Source organism: Kitasatospora sp. NPDC052868, from assembly GCF_044547105.1.
Lineage (GTDB): Bacteria > Actinomycetota > Actinomycetes > Streptomycetales > Streptomycetaceae > Kitasatospora.
In genome coordinates, this window is sequence record NZ_JBITZW010000034.1 from 46,004 (window position 1) to 66,022 (window position 20,019).

Consider the following 20,019-nt stretch of genomic DNA (forward strand, 5'->3'; position numbering starts at 1 on the left):
ACGGTGCTCACCATGTGTGCCGCCCCGCCGCGCCCCCGCCGTCCTGTTCCCCTCCGCCAAGGAGTCGTCCGCCGTGGGCCCACACCCCGCCGTCGCAGCGATACGCCTGGCCGTACGCCGCACGCTCACCGACCTCGCCAGCGAGGCCGGCACCACCTTCACCGCGCCCGTGCGCGACCCCCGTGACCGCCCGACCGGGGCGCCGCTGGCCGTCGCCGCCGTCGGGACCACCCTGATCGGCAACGCCCACCGCCACCCCTCGGGGCTGCCCCGCACCCCGGCCGCACCCGGCTCCCCGCTGGTCCTGGTCGCCGTCAGCGGCGGTGCGGACTCCATGGCGCTGGCCATCGCGGCCGCCTTCGAGGCGCCCAAGCTGGGCCTGCGGGTCGGCGCCGTCACCGTCGACCACGGCCTCCAGACCGGCTCCGCCGACCGCGCCGCCCAGGTGGCCGAACGGCTGCGCTCGCTCGGGCTGGACCCGGTCGAGGCCGTCCCCGTCCGGGTGGGCCGGGAGGGCGGCCCCGAGGCCGCCGCCCGGGACGCCCGCTACGCCGCGCTGGACGCCGCCGCCGAGCGCCACGGCGCGGTCGCCGTCCTGCTCGGCCACACCCGCGACGACCAGGCCGAGACGGTGCTGCTGGGCCTGGCCCGGGGCTCCGGCTCCCGCTCGCTGGCCGGCATGCCGGCCCAGAAGGGCCGCTACCGGCGCCCGCTGCTGGAGCTGGACCGCGCCGCCACCCGCCAGGCCTGCTCCGCCCAGGCGATCCCGGTCTGGGACGACCCGCACAACTGCGACCCCGCCTACACCCGCTCCCGGGTCCGCCACGAGGTGCTGCCGGTGCTGGAGAAGCACCTGGGCGGCGGCGTGGTCGAGGCGCTGGCCCGCACCGCGCGGCTGTTCCGGGACGACGCCGACGCGCTGGACCAGTGGGCCGTGCTGGCCGAGCGCGACCTCCGGACGGGCGAAGGCACCCTGGACGCCGTGAAACTGGCCGAACTGCCTCCGGCGGTCCGCCGCCGGGTGCTGCGCAGAGCCGCGCTGCGGGCGGGCTGTCCGGCCGGGGACCTCTTCGCGCGGCACCTCGAAACGATCGACCTGCTGGTCACCGGGTGGCGCGGCCAGGGGCCGCTGCACCTACCCGGGGGCGTCGAGGCCACCCGCAGGTGTGGCACGCTGGTCTTTCGGCGACAGGGCGACTGACGGGCAGGCATGCCCCGGGGGCGCCGGGCCGTCGGCCACACAGACCCCGAACGTTTGAGGACGTATCCCCGGTGGACCAGAACGACATGGGCGCTGACCTCGCGAAGGTGCTCATCAGCAAGGACGAGATCGACGCCAAGCTCCTGGAGCTGGCCGAGCGCATCGACCGGGACTACGCAGGCAAGGACCTGCTGATCGTCGGCGTCCTCAAGGGGGCCGTGATGGTCATGGCGGACCTCGCCCGCGCCCTGCACTCGCAGGTGACCATGGACTGGATGGCGGTCTCGTCGTACGGCATGGGCACCAAGTCCTCCGGCGTGGTGCGTATCCTCAAGGACCTCGACACCGACATCGCCGGCCGGGACGTCCTGATCGTCGAGGACATCATCGACTCCGGTCTGACGCTGTCCTGGCTGCTGGGCAACCTGGGCTCGCGCGGCCCGGCCTCCCTCGAGGTCTGCACCCTGCTGCGCAAGCCCGACGCGGCCAAGGTCGAGATCGACGTCAAGTACGTCGGCTTCGACATCCCCAACGAGTTCGTGGTCGGGTACGGCCTGGACTACGCGGAGAAGCTTCGCAACCTCCCCTTCATCGGCACCCTCGCGCCGCACGTCTACGGCGGCTGAGGGCGGCCCGGGACCTCGTTCGGGTTACGGGCGGGAACAGTACGCCGTTCCCGCCCGTTGGAGCGGGGGACAAAGTAATACGTCGTGTCGCTGTGCTCCCGCCACGGGCGGGTCGGACTGCGGTACGGTCCAATAAAACCGCTCTTCACATGAGCACAGACCGGATGCGCCGGCGGCCACGGCCCCGCGGCGCCGTTGAGTGGCAGGAGGGACGGGGCGGCAACGCCCCGCATGGATGGACGTCAAGCGATACTTCCGTGCGCCGATCATGTGGATCGTGCTGGCCGTCCTCGCCGTCATCGTGCTGATGCAGGTCGTTTCCGACTCCAACGGCTACAAGACGGTGGACACCGGGCAGGTCGTCGCAGCGATCGATGCCAAGCAGGTCAAGTCGGCGCAGATCACCACCGGTGACTCGAACACGATCAAGATCCAGCTGAAGGACGGCGCCACGCTGTCCAACGCCGGTACGGGCAAGACCCCGTCCGGCAGTAAGTTCCAGGCCTCGTACATCGGCGACCAGGGTGTTGCGATCGCCGACAAGCTCCAGGCCCAGATCAACGACAACGACCAGAGCACGCTCTCCGAGGGCTACACCATCAGCCCGGAGAAGCAGAGCACCTTCGTCAGCCTGCTGCTGTCGATGCTGCCCATCGTGATCATCGTCCTGGTCTTCCTGTTCCTGATGAACCAGATGCAGGGCGGCGGCTCGCGCGTCATGCAGTTCGGCAAGTCGAAGGCCAAGCTGCTGACCAAGGACACCCCGAAGACCACCTTCTCCGACGTCGCAGGCGCGGACGAGGCGGTCGAGGAGCTCCACGAGATCAAGGAGTTCCTGCAGGAGCCGGCCAAGTTCCAGGCGGTCGGCGCCAAGATCCCCAAGGGCGTGCTGCTGTACGGCCCGCCCGGAACGGGCAAGACCCTGCTGGCCCGCGCCGTCGCGGGCGAGGCCGGCGTGCCGTTCTACTCGATCTCCGGTTCGGACTTCGTGGAGATGTTCGTCGGTGTCGGCGCCAGCCGGGTCCGCGACCTCTTCGAGCAGGCCAAGGCGAACGCCCCGGCGATCGTCTTCGTCGACGAGATCGACGCCGTCGGCCGGCACCGCGGTGCGGGTCTCGGCGGCGGCCACGACGAGCGCGAGCAGACCCTCAACCAGCTGCTGGTCGAGATGGACGGCTTCGACGTCAAGGGCGGCGTGATCCTGATCGCGGCGACCAACCGTCCCGACATCCTGGACCCGGCGCTGCTGCGCCCGGGCCGCTTCGACCGCCAGATCGCGGTCGAGCGCCCCGACCTCCAGGGCCGACTGGACATCCTCAAGGTGCACCAGAAGGGCAAGCCGGTCGCGCCGGACGTCGACCTCTCGGCCGTCGCCAAGCGCACCCCCGGCTTCACCGGTGCGGACCTGGCGAACGTCCTCAACGAGGCCGCTCTGCTGACCGCCCGCTCGGACAAGAAGCTGGTCGACAACGTCACGCTGGACGAGGCGATCGACCGCGTCGTGGCCGGACCGCAGAAGCGGACCCGGATCATGTCCGAGAAGGAGAAGAAGATCACCGCGTACCACGAGGGCGGCCACGCCCTGGTGGCGGCGGCGTGCCCCAACAGCGACCCGGTGCACAAGATCACCATCCTGTCCCGCGGTCGGGCCCTCGGCTACACCATGGTGCTGCCGGACGAGGACAAGTACTCCACCACCCGCAACGAGATGCTCGACCAGCTGGCCTACATGCTGGGCGGGCGCGCGGCGGAGGAGCTCGTCTTCCACGACCCGACCACCGGTGCGTCGAACGACATCGAGAAGGCCACCGCCACCGCGCGGGCCATGGTCACCCAGTACGGCATGACCGAGCGCCTCGGCGCGATCAAGTTCGGCTCGGACAACTCGGAGCCGTTCCTCGGTCGTGAGATGGGTCACCAGCGCGACTACTCGGAAGAGGTCGCCGGGCTGGTCGACGAAGAGGTCAAGAAGCTCATCGAGAACGCGCACAACGAGGCCTGGGAGATCCTGGTCGAGAACCGCGACGTGCTCGACAACCTGGTCCTGGAGCTCCTGGAGAAGGAGACCCTCAACAAGGAGCAGATCGCCGAGATCTTCTCGACCATCGTCAAGCGCCCGGCCCGGCCGGCCTGGACGGGCTCGTCCCGTCGGACGCCGTCCACCAGGCCTCCGGTGCAGTCCCCGAAGGAGCTGGCGCTGACCAACGGCGCCGCCGCCATCGCCGCGGAGGCCGCCCCGGTCGACGTGGTGAAGCTCCCGCCGCTGCCGGTCGAGCCGCCCGCCGAGGGCTGACCGCCCCGCAGGGCACCGTACGGAATGGATGCCGCGTCACCAGGGTTTGTACCCTGGAGGCGCGGCATCCGTGCTGTTCAGCCCAAGTTCGTTTCACTAGTTAGCGAGGCTCGCATGATCGACCCGGTGACGCTCGACGGTCCGTCCACCGTCGGGACCTTCGACCAGAAGCGGGCCGAGAACGCCATCCGCGAGCTGCTGCTCGCCGTGGGGGAGGACCCGGACCGCGAGGGCCTGCTGGAGACCCCGGCCCGGGTCGCCCGCGCCTACAAGGAGATATTCGCCGGGCTCTGGCAGGAGCCGGAGGACGTCCTCACCACCACCTTCGACCTCGGCCACGACGAGATGGTGCTGGTCAAGGACATCGAGCTGACCTCCGTCTGCGAGCACCACCTGGTGCCGTTCCGGGGCGTCGCCCACGTCGGGTACATCCCGTCCACCAGCGGCAAGATCACCGGCCTGTCCAAGCTGGCCCGGCTGGTCGACGTCTACGCCCGCCGCCCGCAGGTGCAGGAGCGGCTCACCAGCCAGGTCGCCGACGCGCTGATGCGGATCCTCGAACCGCGCGGCGCCATCGTCGTGGTCGAGTGCGAGCACATGTGCATGTCGATGCGCGGCATCCGCAAGCCCGGCGCCAAGACCATCACCTCCTGTGTCCGGGGCCAGCTGCGCGACCCGGCCACCCGGGCCGAGGCGATGAGCCTCATCATCGGGCGCTGACCGGACCCAAGCCCTGGCAGGGCGGCCGGGCGGCCGGCGGCGCCGGTCAGACCGCGTCGAACGCGGCGTGCGGCGGGGCCGGGGTGCCCAGGGCGTTGCGGCGCGCGGGCATCCGCAGCCGCACCATCCGCCGCCAGCCGTACGCGAGGTCGTAGAGGTACAGCGCGTGCACCCCGGCGGTGACCACCGCCAGCTGCCAGCGCGGCCACCCCAGGATGCGCGCCATCCGGGCGGTGACCGCGAGGCCGACGTCCCGGTGGGTGCGGATCTCGCCGCGCGCGCTGTGCTCCAGGGTGTGCCGGATGAACGGGCCGTGGCCCTCGGCGGAGAGCCGCAGCAGCTCCTCGTGGCAGTACGCGAGGTGGTTGTCCTCGTCGGCCGAGATCATCCGCATCGCCCGGCCGAGGTCCGGATTGTTCCCGTAGACCTTGACCAGCTGGCGCATCTGCTCGGCCGCGCGCTGCTCGGTGACCCGGCTGTGCACGAGGTAGGTGATGATCTCGCGCTCGGCCAGCGGCGCCTCGCCGTTCAGCCGCTCGTGCGAGAGGCCGACGCCCCGGCGCTCCAGCAGCATGCAGTAGTCGGCCTCGGCGGGGACGTCGACCTTGGGCAGGCCGCGCTTGTTCAGCAGCTGGGTGAAGATCCGGCCGTGCTTGCGCTCGTCGGCGCCGTGCCGGGCGATCTTGGGGGCGAGCACCGGATCGCGGGTGAGCGCGGTGATCCGCTCGTTCTCCCAGCCGCCCTGGTCCTCGCCGCCCGCGGCGATGCTGCAGAACAGCTGGTACGCCTCGTCGTTCTGGTAGATCTCGTTGAAGAGTGATCGGGTGCTGAGCATGGGGCCTCCTGCCCTGATCCGGGGCGGCGCCGGCCGTTCGGCGGGCGCGGTCGCGATACGTTCCCCCGCGGCGGGGTGCGCCGCGCCCGACCGGCCGGTAGTCACCCGGCTGCGGACCCCGGACGGCGGCCGGACGGGCGCCTGGGCGTGTTGGCAGAGTCGCTTCGGGCCCGGCGGGGCATTGCAGGGCCGCCCTACGTCCAGGCGAGGCGGGCGCTCATCCACTCCAGGGCGGCGGGCAGCTCGCGGCCCCAGCTGTCGAAGTTGTGGCCGCCGTCGTCCAGGTACATCGACTCGACGGTGAACTGCGGATTGCCGGCCGCGACCTGCTGGGCGAGGTCGACGAACTTCAGCGTCTCGGGGTAGTCGGTCTCCTTGCGGGTGGAGACCACCAGCAGCGAGAGCTCCGGCGCGGGCAGGTTGTGCAGCCGCCAGGAGAGGTCGCTGTGGTTGGTCAGCGTCTGGTCGCCGCCGAACAGGTTGCCGCCGGTGCCGGCGTCCTCGGCGACCTTGAAATCGGCGTGCATCCCGGTCGCGCTGCGGTAGACGTCGGGGTAGCGCATGGCCAGCCGCAGGGCGCAGCTGCCGCCGGTGGAGTAGCCGAGCACGCCCCAGGAGGCGGCGGAGCGGCTGACCCGGTAGGCGGAGCGCAGCGCCTCGGGGACGTCCTTGGCGAACCAGGTCTCGGTGCGCGGGCCGCCGGGCACGTCCACGCACTCGGTGTTGCGCGGCGGGGCGACGGTCGGGCGGGCCATCACGATGATGGTGGGCGCCATCCGGCCGGTGCGCTGGAGCTCCCAGGCGGTCTGCGGGACGGGCAGCTCCTTCAGCAGGTGCAGGGTGGTGCCGGGGAAGCCGGAGAGGGTGAGCAGGACGGGAAAGCGAACTTTTGCGTACTTCGGGTTGAAGTATTCGGGCGGCAGGTAGACGAACAGCTGGTCGGACAGTCCGCTCTCGGTGCCGGTGATCTTCACCGCCTCGACCCGGCCGACCTCCTCGGGTGCCCCTTTGGGCAGGTCGGTGATGGTCTCCAGGCCGCCCTCGTTGGTCGGCTGGAGCAGCTCGTCGGCGGGGGTCGCGCCCTTCTGGTTCTCGTTGCTGGTCAGGGCGAGCTTGGTGCCGCCGGGGTTGAGCAGGTCGTCCCAGGAGGTGTAGAAGCCGAAGGAGTTGTTGACGGACAGCGCCAGCACGGCCAGGGCCGTCACCTGAATGACAGTCAGCAGGGCGACCCGTCCGAGGACCGGCAGCGGGCGCTGGCGGCCCAGCCGCGGCCAGATCCAGAGCGTGGTGACGAGGGCCGCCGCACCGAGTGCGAGCAGTGAGTTCACCAGTGCATCGCTGGTCAGTTCCATTGCCGTCGGCCTTCCGGTGGGACGCTGTCGGTGCAGGCTTCATCGTCTGGCGGTGCGTCAGCCCGGGCCAGCGCGACTAGGCTGTCCGGACGCCGGGGCGGGCCAGGAGGCCGGTGGCAGTGGTACGCAACCGGCGCCCTAGAATGCGGCGTCCACCGTACGTACCGCGTGCGCGACGCCCCGCCGCGCCACGCCACCCGGGGCTCCGGCTCCCACCCCTCGGCTCAATCGCAGCGCGCGATCGGCACCGGTTGCCTTCCGTTTCCGGTTCCTTGGTGTGCGCATTGCCTGATGAAGGAAAAGGCATGAAGGTCCATCACAACTCCTCCTCAGGAGTGACCGGACAGCGCTCCGAAGCCTCTACGCTGAACCCCCATGAGCGTTCCCGTGTCCGTTGAGCCGAGCCCCGAGCAGCCGCCCCGCCGTCGCGGCCTGCAGGCGCTTCGTACCCAAGCGGCCGCCGTCCCGAGGGCCTGGCTCCCCGGTGCGGTCGGTTACGCCTGCCTGCTGATCGGGCTGGTGGACATCGCGAGCGCGGTGTTCCCCAAGCTCCGGCACACCAAAATGCACACCTTCGCCGGGCAGCTGCCCGGCGGGACGACGACGCTGGCCGCGGCCGGCACGCTGATGGTCGGCCTGCTGCTGGTGCTGCTCGCCCACGCGCTGCGCCGCCGCAAGGTGCGCGCCTGGCGGGCGGTCTGCGTGCTGCTGCCGGTCGGCGCCGCGCTGCACATCCTGCGCTGGCACCAGGTCGGCCCGGCGGTGGTCTCGCTGGTGCTGTTCGTGGTGATGCTGGTGCACCGCCGCGAGTTCTACGCCAAGGCCGACCCGCGCACCCGCTGGCGGGCGGCCGTCAACCTGGTGGTGACCGGTTCGGTCAGCGTGCTGCTCGGCCTGCTGGTGGTCAGCACCAGGACCGGGTACGAGATCGGCCACCCGGGCCTGCTGAAGCGGCTGGAGCACGTCGGGTACGGGCTGTTCGGCTTCGAGGGGCCGGTCCACTACACCTCGGACCGGATGGCCGACCTGGTCGGCTACCTGCTCGGTGCGATGGGCCTGATCACCGCCTTCACCACCGCCTACCTGGCGCTGCGCCCGGAGAAGCCCAAGCCGGAGCTGACCGCCGAGGACGAGGAGAAGGTCCGCGCGCTGCTCGCCCGGCACGGCGAGCGGGACTCGCTCGGCTACTTCGCACTGCGCCGCGACAAGAGCGTGCTGTTCTCGCCGACCGGCAAGGCCGCGATCTCCTACCGCGTGGTCTCCGGTGTGATGCTCGCCTCCGGTGACCCGGTCGGCGACGTGGAGGCCTGGCCGGGCGCGATCAAGGTGTTCATGGCCGAGGCCCGCGAGCACGCCTGGGTACCGGCCGTGATGGGCTGCAGCGAGGTCGGCGGCGAGGTCTGGACCCGCGAGGCGGGCCTGGACGCGCTGGAGCTGGGCGACGAGGCGATCGTCGACGCCACCACCTTCTCGCTCGCCGGGCGGGCCATGCGCAACGTCCGCCAGATGGTGAAGCGGATCGAGCGCAACGGCTACTCCTGCCAGGTGCGCCGGGTCTCCGAGCTCACCCCGGACGAGAAGTACCGGATCGCCGAGGCGGCCGCCCGCTGGCGCGGCACCGACACCGAGCGGGGCTTCTCGATGGCGCTGGGCCGCTTCGGCGACCCGGGCGACGACGAGTGCGTGGTGGTCACCGCCCACAAGGCCCCGGAGGAGGGCGAGAGCGGCGACGACCTGAAGGCCGTGCTGCACTTCGTGCCGTGGGGTCCGGACGGCATCTCGCTGGAGCTGATGCGCCGCGACCGGGCCGCCGACCCGGGTCTGAACGAGCTGCTGATCGTCGCGGCCCTGCAGGCGGTCCCCGCGCTCGGGGTCCGCCGGGTGTCGCTCAACTTCGCGATGTTCCGCTCGGCGCTGGCGCGCGGTGAGCGGATCGGCGCGGGCCCGGTGCTGCGCGCCTGGCGCGGGCTGCTGGTGTTCTCCTCGCGCTGGTTCCAGATCGAGTCGCTGTACAAGTTCAACGCGAAGTTCCAGCCGGAGTGGGAGCCGCGCTTCCTGGTCTTCCCGAACAACCGGGACCTGCCCAGGATCGGTTTCGCCGCGATGCAGGCCGAGGCCTTCATCACCCTCGGCATGCCGCGCTTCGGCCGCAAGCGCCAGCGGGAGGGCCTGATGCCCGCCCCGGCGCGTCCGGAGGTCACCGAGGCGGCCTGACCCGCCGCCGCCCCGCGGGGCCCTGTCGAGCATCCTCGGCGGGGCCCCGCGGCCGTCCCGGGCCGGGCCGCCCCGGCGGTGCGCGGGTGAGTCGTCAGATAATGGGCGTATGAGCACTCCGCTGTCGTTCACCCTGCCGTCCGGGCTGCCGCGGCTCGACCGCTGCGCCGTGATGGGCGTGGTCAACGTGACCCCCGACTCCTTCTCGGACGGCGGGCTGTGGCACGACCCCGCGCGCGCGATCGCCCACGGACTGGCGCTCCGGGCCAGGGGCGCGGACCTGGTCGACGTCGGGGGCGAGTCCACCCGGCCCGGTTCGGAGCGGGTGCCCGAGGAGGAGGAGCTGCGCCGGGTGGTCCCGGTGGTGCGCGAGCTGGCGGAGGCCGGGGTGGTGGTCTCCATCGACACCATGCGCGCCTCGGTCGCCGAGCAGGCCGTGGCGGCCGGCGCCCGGATCGTCAACGACGTCTCCGGCGGCCTCGCCGACCCGGCGATGGCCCGGGTGGTGGCCGAGACCGGGGTGCCCTTCGTGGTGATGCACTGGCGCGGGCAGTCCGCCGACATGGACCGCCTGGCGGTCTACCGGGACGTGGTCGCCGACGTGCTCGGCGAGCTGACCGCCCGGGTGGAGGCGCTGCAGGCGGCCGGCGTGAAGGAGGAGCAGCTGATCCTCGACCCCGGCCTGGGCTTCGCCAAGACCGCCGAGCACAACTGGGCCCTGCTCGGCCGGCTCGACGCGCTCACCGCGCTCGGCCGTCCCGTCCTCGTGGCCGCATCGCGCAAGCGGTTCCTGGGTACGCTGCTCGCCGACCCGGAAACCGGGGAACTGCGCCCGGCCAGGGAGCGCGACGACGCGACCGCCGCGGTGTCGGTGCTGTCGGCCCGGGCCGGTGCCTGGGCGGTACGGGTGCACGACGTGTCCGGAACGGCGGACGCGGTCCGGGTGGTCGCCGCCTGGCAGCGCGCGGCCGGGCTGGACGCCTCCGGCCCGTCGGCGGGCACGGAGTGCGGCTGAGAGGGGAGGTTCTGTGGCAGGTGACGGCAGGGTGAGCGGAGAGACCGCGGGTCAGCGGGCGCGGGAGGCGGACCGGGAGGCCGTCCTGGCGGCCAACCAGGCGTTCTACGAGGCGCTGGAGAACGGCGATCTGGAGGCGGTCGAGGAGGCCTGGCTGGGGGCCGCGGACGCCGACGACAAGGGCGGCGTGGTGTGTGTGCACCCCGGCTGGCCGATGCTGCGCGGCCGGGCCCAGGTGACCCGCTCGTACATGCTGATCATGATGAACACGGAGTACATCCAGTTCTTCCTGACCGATGTCGAGGCCGAGGTGCACGGTGATGTGGCCCTTGTCACGTGCACCGAGAACATCCTCTCCGGCGGTGAGGCGGAGGAGGAGGGGGAACTCGGCCCGCTGGTCGGGGGAAAGGTCGTTTCGACCAACCTCTTCCGTCGTACGCCGGCCGGGTGGAGGCTCTGGTCGCACCACGGTTCACCCGTCCTGACCAGCGGTGACGACGAGGACGAGGACTGAGCCCCGGGCCGGTCGGCCGACCGTGCCCCGATTTGGCCCGGGAATTCCCGAGCGGTCACCGAACGTTCACGTCAATCGCCATTCCGGCGGGCGTGGCGACGGTTCGTGCCGGGTAGGACGGTCAGGCGTTGTCCGTGCTCGCGGGTAGATTCGGAACGGAGTGGCGGGCGCGACGCCCGCCTTCGCCCTGCCTGTGACCGTTGCCGTGCAGGGTCCGTCCGACTGGGAGCAGTGATTCGTTTGCTGGACCGCGTCACCCTGCGGGGCCTGCGTGCCCGGGGCCACCACGGCGTCTTCGAGCGCGAGCGCGTCGAGGGCCAGACCTTCGTGGTGGACCTCGTGCTGTACCTGGACACCCGCCCCGCCGCGTCCGGCGACGACCTCACCCGCACGGCGCACTACGGCGTGGTGGCCGAGGAGGTCACCGCGATCATCGCCGGTGAGCCGGTCGACCTGATCGAGACCCTCGCCCAGCGCATCGCCGACCAGTGCCTCAAGCACGACGCGGTGCAGGAGGTCGAGGTCACCGTGCACAAGCCGGACGCCCCGATCACCGTGCCGTTCGACGACGTGACCGTGACCATCCACCGGGGCCGCGGATGACCTCCGTGCGCACCGTGCCAGCCGCAGAGCCCACTCCAGTTGCAGGGGAAGTCCGATGAGCACCAGCGACCCGACGGCCTCGCCGACCACGTTCGACCTGGAGCGCCGGGTGGACTCGGTCGACACCACACTGCACAGCCAGCGCTGCGCTGTGATCGCGCTCGGCAGCAACCTGGGCAACCGCCTGGAGACGCTGCAGGGCGCGGTGGACGCGCTCGCCGACACTCCCGGGCTGAGGATCAAGGCCGTCTCCGCCGTGTACGAGACGGAGGCCGTCGGCGGCCCCGACGAGCAGCCCAACTACTACAACGCGGTGGTCGTGCTGCGCACCAGCCTGCCGCCGCGCGACCTGCTGGAGCGGGGCAACGCGATCGAGGACGCCTTCGGCCGGGTCCGCACCGTCCGCTGGGGTCCGCGCACCCTGGACGTCGACATCCTGGCCTACGAGGGCGTCACCAGTGACGACCCGCAGCTGTTGCTGCCGCACCCGCGCTCGCACGAGCGGGCCTTCGTCCTCGCCCCCTGGCTGGACGCCCAGCCGGAGGCCGAGGTGCCCGGCCGCGGCCAGGTCGCCGAGCTGCTGCAGGCGCTCGGCGGGGAGGTCGCCCAGGGCGTCCGCCGTCGCGAGGACATCCGGCTGACGCTGCCGGAGTAGCCGACCGGTGTCGGCCGGCCCGCTCACCGGGCCGGCCGGACGGGCCGGGGAACTCGGGCGGCGGCCCGGCCGTACGAGTAGGTGTCCGCCGTACGCGCGGGTGCCCGTCCGGCCCGGCCCGGTACGGTGGCCTGACGTCGCCGCACCCCGGTCCGGGGGCGGCGCCCGTCTCCGGTACCCGGGAAGGACCCTGTCCGAGTGAAGCTGCTTCGCCTCCGTCTGCTGGTCGGCATCACCGCCGCTACGACGGCGCTGTCCTGGGCCGGCTCCAAGCTGTGGGCCTCCCTGGACACCCTGCCCGCGGTCCCGGCCGCGGCGCCGGTGGTGCTGGCCGCGGTGGCGGTGATCCTGCTGGCCACCGCGCTCTCGCTGCGGTCGCGGCTGAAGGCGGCGCGCGAGCGGCAGCCCGGGGCGAAGGGGGTCGACCCGATCGGCGCGGCCCGGGCGGTGGTGCTGGGCCAGGCGAGCGCGCTGGTCTCGGCGGTGGTCACCGGCGTCTACGCGGGCGCCGGCATCTACCTGCTCGGCGAGCTGGACGTCCCCGCGCGCCAGGACCAGGCCATCACGGCGGGCTTCGCGGTGCTGGCCGGCGCGGCGGTGATCGCGGCGGCGCTCTGGCTGCAGCACGTCTGCAAGCTGCCGGAGGATCACGACGACCCGACGGGCCCCGCGGCCTCGCACCGTTGAGCAGGCACTTTTCTGTGATCTTGGGTGAAGACCCGGGCACGTGCGGTAAAGCTCGTGGAGTGTCAAGGGTTAAAGGGCACCCTGGGCTGACACGGCCCCAATTCGCACGCTAGTTTCTTGGCATGTCTCGCGGACGCCATCGTCATTCCTCCGTCCTCGGCCGGGTCTTTCCCCCCACCGCCGCCGGCGTGCTCATCGTCGCCGCGGTGGCCGCGCTGCTTTTCAGTCAGGACGCCGTGCTGGTCCGCTCGGTGGGCGTCGCGGCGGTGCTCGCCACGCTCGGGATCGGGGTGCTGCTGCGGCAGCGCGACCGCGCCGCCCGGGCCGCCGCCGAGCTGTCCGTCGCCCAGCGGCTGCGGGCCGAGGAGCGCTTCGAGGAGCAGCTCGCCGAGGCCGAGTACGCCGCCGAGGTCGCCGAGGAGCGGGCCACCCGGTTCGGCCGGCGGCTGACCGCGGAGAAGTCGCGGTTGGCGAAGGCCGAGACCGAGATCGCCCGGCTGCTGCGCGAGCGCGCCGTGGCGGTCGCCGAGCAGGCCCTCAAGGAGGCCGAGGCGACCCAGAAGGCCCTGGCCGCGAGTCGGCCCAAGTACCCCGCGAGCCCGGCGGCCTTCGTCCGTGCCGCGGCCGTGCTGCGGCACCTGGAGCGGCGCGCGGCGCAGCAGGAGGCGCAGCGCGAGCGCGCGGCCGGTGCGCAGGTCGCCCTGCGGGCGGCGCGTACGGTGCCCGCGGCGGCTCCCGTGGCCGTCCCGGCGACCGCTCCGGTGCCCGCCGCCGCGGTGCCGGCTCCGGTGGCGCCCACGGTGCCGACGCCGGCGTCCGCCGCCGGGGTGGCCGAGCGGCCCGCGGTCGGGGCGACGCCGGTGCGGCCGGTGCTGACGGCGACGGTTGGGCAGCTGGGCGGGACGCCCGCCGCGCCCGTGGTGGCGGCGGAGCGGCAGCGGCCGCGTCCGCAGTCCGGGCAGGCCCGGGGGCAGGGCTTCAGTTTCTTCGGCCGTACCTCGGGTGCGGCCGTCCGGGCGGCGGCTCCGGCCCCGGCCGTCGGGAGCGTCGCCGAGCTGGGCGAGCGCACGGACCTGGCGGACGTGGTGGGCGACGAGGCGGTCGCCGCGGCCAAGGCGCAGCCGCTGGCGGCGCCCGTCGAGCAGCCCGTGGCCGAGCAGCCCGCGGTCGACCGGGCCGGGGTGCAGCAGGCCGTGGTCGAGCAGCCCGAGGAGGAGCAGGCCGCGCCGGCGGTGGTCGACCTGACCCCGCACGACGAGACCGAGCTGCTCCAGCTCCCGGAGCTGCGCGCCTCGCGCTGAACCCCGTAGCACCGCTCCGACGCGGCGCAGGAGACCGGCCCGGCCGGTCGCCTGCGCCGCGTCGTCGTTACGGGTGCAGGTGCGGGCGGCCCCGTCACCGGTCGGGAACGCCGAAGCGCCCGGCCCCTGACGGAGGGGGGCCGGGCGCTTCGCGGTCGGGCGTCAGATCTGGACGCCGAAGTCCTGGGCGATGCCCGCCAGGCCGGAGGCGTAGCCCTGGCCGACGGCGCGGAACTTCCACTCGGCGCCGTTGCGGTAGAGCTCGCCGAAGATCATGGCGGTCTCGGTGGCGGCGTCCTCGGAGAGGTCGTAGCGGGCGATCTCGGCACCGCCGGCCGCGTTGATCACGCGGATGTAGGCGTTGCGGACCTGGCCGAAGTTCTGCGAGCGGGCGACCGCGTCGTAGATCGAGACCGGGAAGGTGATCTTGACGGCCTCGGCCGGCAGGCCGGCCAGGTTGACGTTGATCGCCTCGTCGTCGCCCGCGCCCTCGCCGGTGCGGTTGTCACCGGTGTGGACGACGGTGCTGTCCGGGGTGCTGGTGTTGTTGAAGAACACGAAGTGGCTGTTGGACAGCACCTTCCCGTCCGCGTTCAGCACGATCGCGCTGGCGTCGAGGTCGAACTCGGCGCCGGTCGTGGTCCGGACGTCCCAGCCGAGGCCGATGGTGACCGCGGTCAGGCCGGGGGCCTCCTTGGTCAGCGAGACGTTGCCACCCTTGGAGAGGCTCACTGGCATGGTGTTTGCTGTCCCTTCGTTGCTTTTGCCCGGGATAACGCGAGAGACCACGGGCTTGGTTCCGCGCCCTGTCGCAAATTCTTCGGGGCGAATCAGGGCGGGGCAATGGCTGGATCAATACCCGGTCAGATTCGGCGGAAGCGGCCCTGAAGTGACCAGATGTTCGGATTGTCGGCCAGGTCGGGGTGCATGTCGAAGAGATCGGCGAGCGTGTCCTGGAGGAAGTCCCGGGCCTCGCGCCGCAGGTCGCCGTGGCGCAGTACGGCGGGCGGCTCGTCCGGTAGCCAGGTGGCGCTGACCTCGACCCAGTTGAAGCGGCGGGCGAAGCGCAGCAGCTCGGTGTTCTGGGTGAAGTCGAGGTCGGCGCTCTGCACCCGGGCGGCGCGGCCGCCGTCCGGATCGCGGTCCAGCTCCTCGGCGATGTCGCACAGCGCCCAGGCGAAGTCGAGCACCGGCACCCATCCCCAGGCTGTGGACAGTTCCGCGCCGTCGGCCTCGAGGTAGACGTCGCCGCAGAACAGGTCGTACCGCAGGGCGTGCACCGAGGCGCTGCGGTAGTCGGTCTGCGGGGGGTCGGGGAAGCGGTTGGAGAGGGAGTAGCCGAGCTCGATCACGTAGGCCATTGTCAGGGCTGCGGGCGGTACCGGATAACCGGGTGACCGGCGGGCCCCGGGCGCGGGATGATGAACCCATGCCTGAGCCCATCCGCGTCCGGGGATCGGTGGTCGTCCCTGACGCCGAGCTCGTCTGGCGCTTCTCCCGTTCCTCCGGCCCCGGTGGCCAGCACGTCAACACCTCCGACACCCAGGTCGAGCTGCGCTACGACCTGGCCGCCTCCGCGGCGCTGCCCGAGGTGTGGAAGCAGCGCGCCCTGGAGCGGCTGGCCGGCCGACTGGTGGACGGGCGGGTCCTGGTGGTGCGCGCCTCCGAGCACCGCTCGCAGTGGCGCAACCGCGAGGTCGCCGCGGCCCGGCTGGCATCGCTGCTGGGCGAGGCCACCGCGCCGCCGCCGAAGGCCCGGCGGGCGACCAAGCCGAGCCGGGGCATGATCGAGCGGCGGCTGTCCAACAAGCGCCACCGCTCCGAGCTGAAGCAGGGCCGGCGCGCCAAGGGCGGCGAGTAGCTCAGCCGAGCTGCCGGTAGCCGCCGTGGAAGTAGAGCAGCGGGCGGCCGCCCGGGTTCGGCACCACGGCCTCCAGGACGCGGCCGAGCAGCAGGGTGTGGTCGCCGGCGGGTATCCGCTGTTCGGTGCGGCACTCCACGGTGGCCAGCGCGCCGTCGATCAGCGGTGCGCCGCTGGCCGGGCCGCGGTGGTGCGGGGTGTCGGCGAAGAGCAGCCGGTCGCTGAGCCGGCCCTTCATGGCGAACCGCGAGCCGAGCGCCTTCTGCCCCTCGGCGAGCAGCGAGACCGCCCAGGTCTCGGCCCGGGAGAGCACCTCGTCCATCCGGGAGTCCTCGCGGACGGAGATCAGCACCAGCGGCGGCTCCAGCGAGACGGAGAGGAAGGACGTGGCGGTCATGCCGACGTCCTCGCCGTCCTCCGGGTCGTGGACGGTCACCAGGCTCACTCCGGAGGCGAGCTGGGAGAGCGCAGCCCGGAACTCGTCGGGCGTCGCTTGGGAGGCAGCCTCGGGCTGCGGGGACGAGTACACGTACCGCACGGTAGTCGGCGGCCGGGGGGAACGGCATCGGGCCGTGGTCGTAGGACCAGGGCTGCAGAAGGTTACGGCCGGCGGCGACGCTCACCCCTGGGAGTGAAGGTGAGGGCCTGGCGGGCGTCAGTCGGCTTCAGTGTGCGGCCAATGCGGCCGACCACGAAAAATGTTCCGATGAAGCCATATGTCCTGCTATGGGGCGGATGAGCTGATTAAGGGTGCATAAGTGTCGTGTGATTTAAGTCACAAGTGACTGCCTATTGCTGACCGAGCGTGCCGAACGCTGTGCTCCCTGTGATTCAGTTCTTCTGGCAATCGGACGATAACCATTCAAGAACTATCCGAAGCAGCCGGGGAGCCCCCGCATGGAAGCCGAGTCGGAGCCGTACGTCCGCCTCGCGACCCTCCGCACCTTGCACCGGGTCGTGGCGGACCTCAACGCTGCCCGCAGCCTGGCGGGCACGCTGCAGGCCGTGGTCGAGGGCGCGGTGCACGGGCTCGGATTCGACGCCGCCGCGGTCAGCCTGGTCCGGCCGGACGGCGACCTCGTGGTGGCGGCCGTCTGGGAGCTGGAGGAGAGCGCCATGGGCGGCCCCTCCGTCCTGCTCGGCCAGGTCGGCTCCCGCGAGTCCTGGGACCGGCTGCTCGGCGTCAGCGACCACTGGGGCACCCTGCGCTTCCTGCCCTACGACCGGGGCTGGGCCGTCGCGAGCGACATCCCGCGCTGGATCGGCGACGGATCACTGCCCGTCTACGCCAACGACTGGCACCCCGCCGACGGCCTGCTCGCCCCGATGTACAGCGCCGGCGGCGACCTGCTCGGCGTGCTCTCGGTGGACCGCCCGCGCAGCGGCAAGCGGCCCGGCGCCTGGACCCGCGAGGCCCTGGAGATGTTCTCCCTCCAGGCCTCCATCGCGATCGGCAACGCCCGGCTGCGCGCCGAGATGCAGCGGGCGCTGGCGCGGCTGGAGAAGGAGCAGCAGGCGCTGCGGGCCAGCGAGGAGAGCTTCCGCCAGGCCTTCGAGTACGCGCCCAGCGGGATGGCCATCACCGAGCTGCACGGCGCCGGGCGCGGCCAGCTGACCAGAGTCAACGACGCGCTCTGTCGCCTGCTCGGCCGCCCTCGCGCGGTGCTGCGCCAGCAGAGCTTCGCCGACCTCGTCCACCCCGAGGACCGCGCGCTGCTGGAGCGCACCAGCGCCGAGAGCGGCCGGGCGGAACTGCGCCTGTCCCGGCGGGACGGCGGCTACCAGTGGGTGTGCCTGCGCAACTCGATCGTCGCCGACGCCGCCGAGGGCCCGAGCTTCCTGCTCACCCACGTAGAGGACATCGAGGACCGCAAGCGCCACGAGCTGCAGCTCGCCCACCGGGCCAGCCACGACGCGCTCACCGGCCTGCCCAACAGCGCCGAGCTCAGGGCCCGGCTGGGGCGGCGGCTGTGCGGCGAGCCGCAGACCGCCGTCGCCGCGCACGCCGAGAGCCCGTACCCGCCGCAGTACGCGGGCTACCCCGCCGACTCCTACAGCGCGCACACGGCGTACGACGGACTGGAGGGGACCGGCCCGGGCCTGGGACAGGTGCACGGCTACGGCGCCCCCGAGGGGCACCCCGGGGCCGGCCTGGCCGGGACGGACCTGCCGGGCGGCTACGGCGAGCACGTGCACGCGGTGGTGCCCGCCGACCACGGCTCGGGCGGCGACGCCTGGGCGGGCCCGTTCCGCTCGGGCGGCGCGGCCACGGCGGAGAAGGGGCTCGCGGTGCTCTTCTGCGACCTCGACGGCTTCAAGTCGATCAACGACCGGTTCGGGCACAACGCGGGCGACGCGGTGCTGGTCGAGGTCGCCCGCCGGCTCAGCCAGGCCGTCCGGGACGGCGACACGGTGGCCCGGCTCGGCGGCGACGAGTTCGTGGTGCTGGCCGACGGCATCGGCCGGGAGGAGGCCAAGGACCTCGCCCACCGGCTGCGCAACGCGATCATCCCGCCGATGCGGATCGACGGCCGGGCGATGCGGGTCGGGGTCAGCCTCGGCGTCGGCTGGGCGGGCTGCGGGATGAGCACCGAGGAGGTCCTGCACACCGCGGACGAGCGGATGTACGACGAGAAGCGGGCCCGCGGCGGCGCCATGCGCGGGGCCCGGGGCGAGCGCTCGCACCGCCGGGCGGGCTGAGCGCCCCACCCGTTCCGTACGCGCCCGGCGCGCAAAGCTACTCGCGGGTTGTCAAGGGGTCTTTTCCGAGGGTCGCGCCCGGCAGGTAGGGTTCCCGGGTACGAGCGACCACCACTTGCGCCGGCGGCACGGCAGCCGGGCGGCGCGAACGCGACGGGGGAGTTGACCACCGTGACGACCGCCGGCAACAACGGAGTGCCCGAGAGCCCGGAGGGCGGTGCCCCGCAGGACGATGATCCCTTCGGCTACCTCTACCGTCCGGCCGAAGGCGCCTCCGCGCAGCCGGCCGAGCCCCAGCAGGGTGTTCCGCGTACGTCGTACAACCGCCCGATGGAGGTCGGCCGCGCCCAGTACGGGCAGCAGGCGCGCCCGCAGCAGCCGTACCCGCCGCAGCAGCAGCCGTCCTACCCGCAGGGCGGACAGGGCGGCCAGCCGTACGGGCAGCAGCCCGAGCACGGCGGTGCGATGCCCACCCAGCAGACCCGCTACGCCGAGCACTCCCGCCCGCAGCCGGGCGAGGAGCGGCCGAGCGGCGGCCGGGGCAAGGGCGCGGTGATCGGCGCGGTGGCGGTGGTCGCGGCCATCGCGATCGGCGCGGGCATAGCGCTGTCCACCGGGGATCCGGACGACAAGAAGGCCAAGGGCGGCACCTCCAGCAGCGCGCCGGTCGTCCCGAGCACCGGGGCGGGCAGCCCGTCGGCCTCGGCCTCCGCCTCCTCCTCGGCGAGCACCGCCGCGGCCGGGCCGGGCACCTACGACGCCACGCAGCTGCAGGGCCAGAACGCGCCGTCCGGGAACACCGTGAAGGGCGCCAAGTCGGCCGACGGCGGCTACCTGACGCTCCAGCCGGGTGGCTCGGTCACCTGGGCGGGCGAGGTGGCGGCGGCCGGCACCTACAAGCTCACGGTGCACTTCAACAACCCGGCGACCGACGTGAAGGCCGCGGCGACGGTGAACGGCAAGGACTGGCCGAGCGGTCTGACCTTCAAGAACTACTCGCCGGGCAAGGACGCCGCCGCGTCCTGGTACACGACCTTCATACTTCCGCAGCTCCAGGCCGGTCCGAACACGATCACCATCTCGGGCCCCTCGGGCGGGACGGTCCTGATCGACCAGGTGGTCCTGGAGGCCTCCTGACCGGCTCCGCACACACCGCGGCCGCCCGTTCCCCTGTCGGGGGCGGGCGGCCGTGTGCGTTGCCCGGACGACCGGATGGTCGGGGCCGGCGGCCGGGCGGTCCAGGGCCCGGCCGTCAGCGGCTCGGGCGGGTGGTGGCCTGGGCCGTGTCCGACACGGCCTGGGCGGGTGGGCGGCTCAGGCGGGCTTCACCGCGGTGAAGCAGTCGCGGCCGGTGATCCAGCGGCCGCGGCGCATCACGGCGACCAGGTCGTGGGTGTCGGAGTCGAGGACGACCAGGTCGGCGTTCTTGCCGGTCTCCAGCG

At 72.7% G+C, this 20,019-nt stretch carries 19 protein-coding genes; 14 read left to right on the plus strand and 5 right to left on the minus strand.

The window, feature by feature from the left end; all coding sequences use genetic code 11:
- Positions 1-73 precede the first annotated feature (73 nt).
- The 4 genes from tilS to folE all read left to right on the plus strand — a co-directional run bounded on the left by tilS (position 74) and on the right by folE (position 4,840).
- Positions 74-1,201 (plus strand): tRNA lysidine(34) synthetase TilS, encoded by a 1,128-nt coding sequence (gene tilS / locus ACIGZJ_RS34210; RefSeq protein WP_392941327.1) that lies wholly within the window; start codon positions 74-76, stop codon positions 1,199-1,201.
- A gap of 71 nt (positions 1,202-1,272) precedes the next feature.
- Positions 1,273-1,827 (plus strand): hypoxanthine phosphoribosyltransferase, encoded by a 555-nt coding sequence (hpt, locus tag ACIGZJ_RS34215; protein WP_030059589.1) that lies wholly within the window; start codon positions 1,273-1,275, stop codon positions 1,825-1,827.
- Positions 1,828-2,062: 235 nt separating this feature from the next.
- Complete coding sequence (ftsH, locus tag ACIGZJ_RS34220) at positions 2,063-4,120, plus strand: ATP-dependent zinc metalloprotease FtsH (protein ID WP_396460932.1); 2,058 nt, start codon at positions 2,063-2,065, stop codon at positions 4,118-4,120.
- 114 nt (positions 4,121-4,234) lie between these two features.
- The gene (gene folE, locus ACIGZJ_RS34225) at positions 4,235-4,840 is read left to right on the plus strand and encodes a GTP cyclohydrolase I FolE (protein ID WP_380647818.1); all 606 of its coding nucleotides are present in this window, start codon (positions 4,235-4,237) and stop codon (positions 4,838-4,840) included.
- Positions 4,841-4,886: 46 nt separating this feature from the next.
- On the opposite strand, the gene ACIGZJ_RS34230 is transcribed toward folE, so the two are convergent.
- Complete coding sequence (locus ACIGZJ_RS34230; RefSeq protein ID WP_396460933.1) at positions 4,887-5,675, minus strand: ferritin-like domain-containing protein; 789 nt, start codon at positions 5,673-5,675, stop codon at positions 4,887-4,889.
- A gap of 194 nt (positions 5,676-5,869) precedes the next feature.
- Positions 5,870-7,027 carry an alpha/beta hydrolase gene (locus ACIGZJ_RS34235; protein ID WP_396460934.1) on the minus strand — a complete coding sequence of 386 codons (1,158 nt, stop codon included), beginning with the start codon at positions 7,025-7,027 and terminating at the stop codon, positions 5,870-5,872.
- A gap of 375 nt (positions 7,028-7,402) precedes the next feature.
- Here ACIGZJ_RS34235 and ACIGZJ_RS34240 point away from each other — a divergent pair, with 375 nt between their 5' ends.
- The 7 genes from ACIGZJ_RS34240 to ACIGZJ_RS34270 all read left to right on the plus strand — a co-directional run bounded on the left by ACIGZJ_RS34240 (position 7,403) and on the right by ACIGZJ_RS34270 (position 14,016).
- Complete coding sequence (locus ACIGZJ_RS34240; protein WP_396460935.1) at positions 7,403-9,241, plus strand: phosphatidylglycerol lysyltransferase domain-containing protein; 1,839 nt, start codon at positions 7,403-7,405, stop codon at positions 9,239-9,241.
- Between the two features lie 109 nt (positions 9,242-9,350).
- Positions 9,351-10,256, plus strand: coding sequence for a dihydropteroate synthase (gene folP / locus ACIGZJ_RS34245; RefSeq protein ID WP_396460936.1), 906 nt, complete (start codon positions 9,351-9,353; stop codon positions 10,254-10,256).
- A gap of 31 nt (positions 10,257-10,287) precedes the next feature.
- The gene (locus tag ACIGZJ_RS34250) at positions 10,288-10,770 is read left to right on the plus strand and encodes a nuclear transport factor 2 family protein (RefSeq protein ID WP_396460937.1); all 483 of its coding nucleotides are present in this window, start codon (positions 10,288-10,290) and stop codon (positions 10,768-10,770) included.
- A gap of 243 nt (positions 10,771-11,013) precedes the next feature.
- The gene (gene folB / locus ACIGZJ_RS34255) at positions 11,014-11,373 is read left to right on the plus strand and encodes a dihydroneopterin aldolase (protein ID WP_392941393.1); all 360 of its coding nucleotides are present in this window, start codon (positions 11,014-11,016) and stop codon (positions 11,371-11,373) included.
- Positions 11,374-11,428: 55 nt separating this feature from the next.
- Positions 11,429-12,028, plus strand: a complete 600-nt coding sequence (gene folK / locus ACIGZJ_RS34260) for a 2-amino-4-hydroxy-6-hydroxymethyldihydropteridine diphosphokinase (protein ID WP_396460938.1) — start codon at positions 11,429-11,431, stop codon at positions 12,026-12,028.
- A gap of 198 nt (positions 12,029-12,226) precedes the next feature.
- Entirely contained in the window at positions 12,227-12,715 is a 489-nt protein-coding gene (locus ACIGZJ_RS34265; RefSeq protein WP_392941314.1) for a DUF3180 domain-containing protein, read from the plus strand.
- A gap of 122 nt (positions 12,716-12,837) precedes the next feature.
- Positions 12,838-14,016, plus strand: a complete 1,179-nt coding sequence (locus ACIGZJ_RS34270; RefSeq protein ID WP_396460939.1) for a hypothetical protein — start codon at positions 12,838-12,840, stop codon at positions 14,014-14,016.
- Between the two features lie 162 nt (positions 14,017-14,178).
- On the opposite strand, the gene ACIGZJ_RS34275 is transcribed toward ACIGZJ_RS34270, so the two are convergent.
- Both ACIGZJ_RS34275 and ACIGZJ_RS34280 read right to left on the minus strand, forming a co-directional pair.
- Positions 14,179-14,754 (minus strand): TerD family protein, encoded by a 576-nt coding sequence (locus tag ACIGZJ_RS34275; protein WP_387942388.1) that lies wholly within the window; start codon positions 14,752-14,754, stop codon positions 14,179-14,181.
- Between the two features lie 125 nt (positions 14,755-14,879).
- Positions 14,880-15,377: a hypothetical protein gene (locus ACIGZJ_RS34280; protein ID WP_392941311.1), complete on the minus strand. Its 498-nt coding sequence runs from the start codon at positions 15,375-15,377 to the stop codon at positions 14,880-14,882.
- Positions 15,378-15,445: 68 nt separating this feature from the next.
- On the opposite strand from ACIGZJ_RS34280, the gene arfB reads away from it, so the two are divergent.
- Positions 15,446-15,877 (plus strand): alternative ribosome rescue aminoacyl-tRNA hydrolase ArfB, encoded by a 432-nt coding sequence (gene arfB, locus ACIGZJ_RS34285; RefSeq protein ID WP_392941309.1) that lies wholly within the window; start codon positions 15,446-15,448, stop codon positions 15,875-15,877.
- A gap of 1 nt (position 15,878) precedes the next feature.
- On the opposite strand, the gene ACIGZJ_RS34290 is transcribed toward arfB, so the two are convergent.
- The gene (locus ACIGZJ_RS34290; protein ID WP_392941307.1) at positions 15,879-16,406 is read right to left on the minus strand and encodes a flavin reductase family protein; all 528 of its coding nucleotides are present in this window, start codon (positions 16,404-16,406) and stop codon (positions 15,879-15,881) included.
- A gap of 368 nt (positions 16,407-16,774) precedes the next feature.
- Here ACIGZJ_RS34290 and ACIGZJ_RS34295 point away from each other — a divergent pair, with 368 nt between their 5' ends.
- Together ACIGZJ_RS34295 and ACIGZJ_RS34300 are read left to right on the plus strand one after the other, a co-directional pair.
- On the plus strand, positions 16,775-18,577 hold the full coding sequence (locus tag ACIGZJ_RS34295) for a diguanylate cyclase domain-containing protein (RefSeq protein WP_396460940.1): 1,803 nt from the start codon (positions 16,775-16,777) through the stop codon (positions 18,575-18,577).
- Positions 18,578-18,748: 171 nt separating this feature from the next.
- Positions 18,749-19,714 carry a carbohydrate-binding protein gene (locus ACIGZJ_RS34300; protein ID WP_396460941.1) on the plus strand — a complete coding sequence of 322 codons (966 nt, stop codon included), beginning with the start codon at positions 18,749-18,751 and terminating at the stop codon, positions 19,712-19,714.
- The last annotated feature ends 305 nt before the right edge of the window (positions 19,715-20,019 follow it).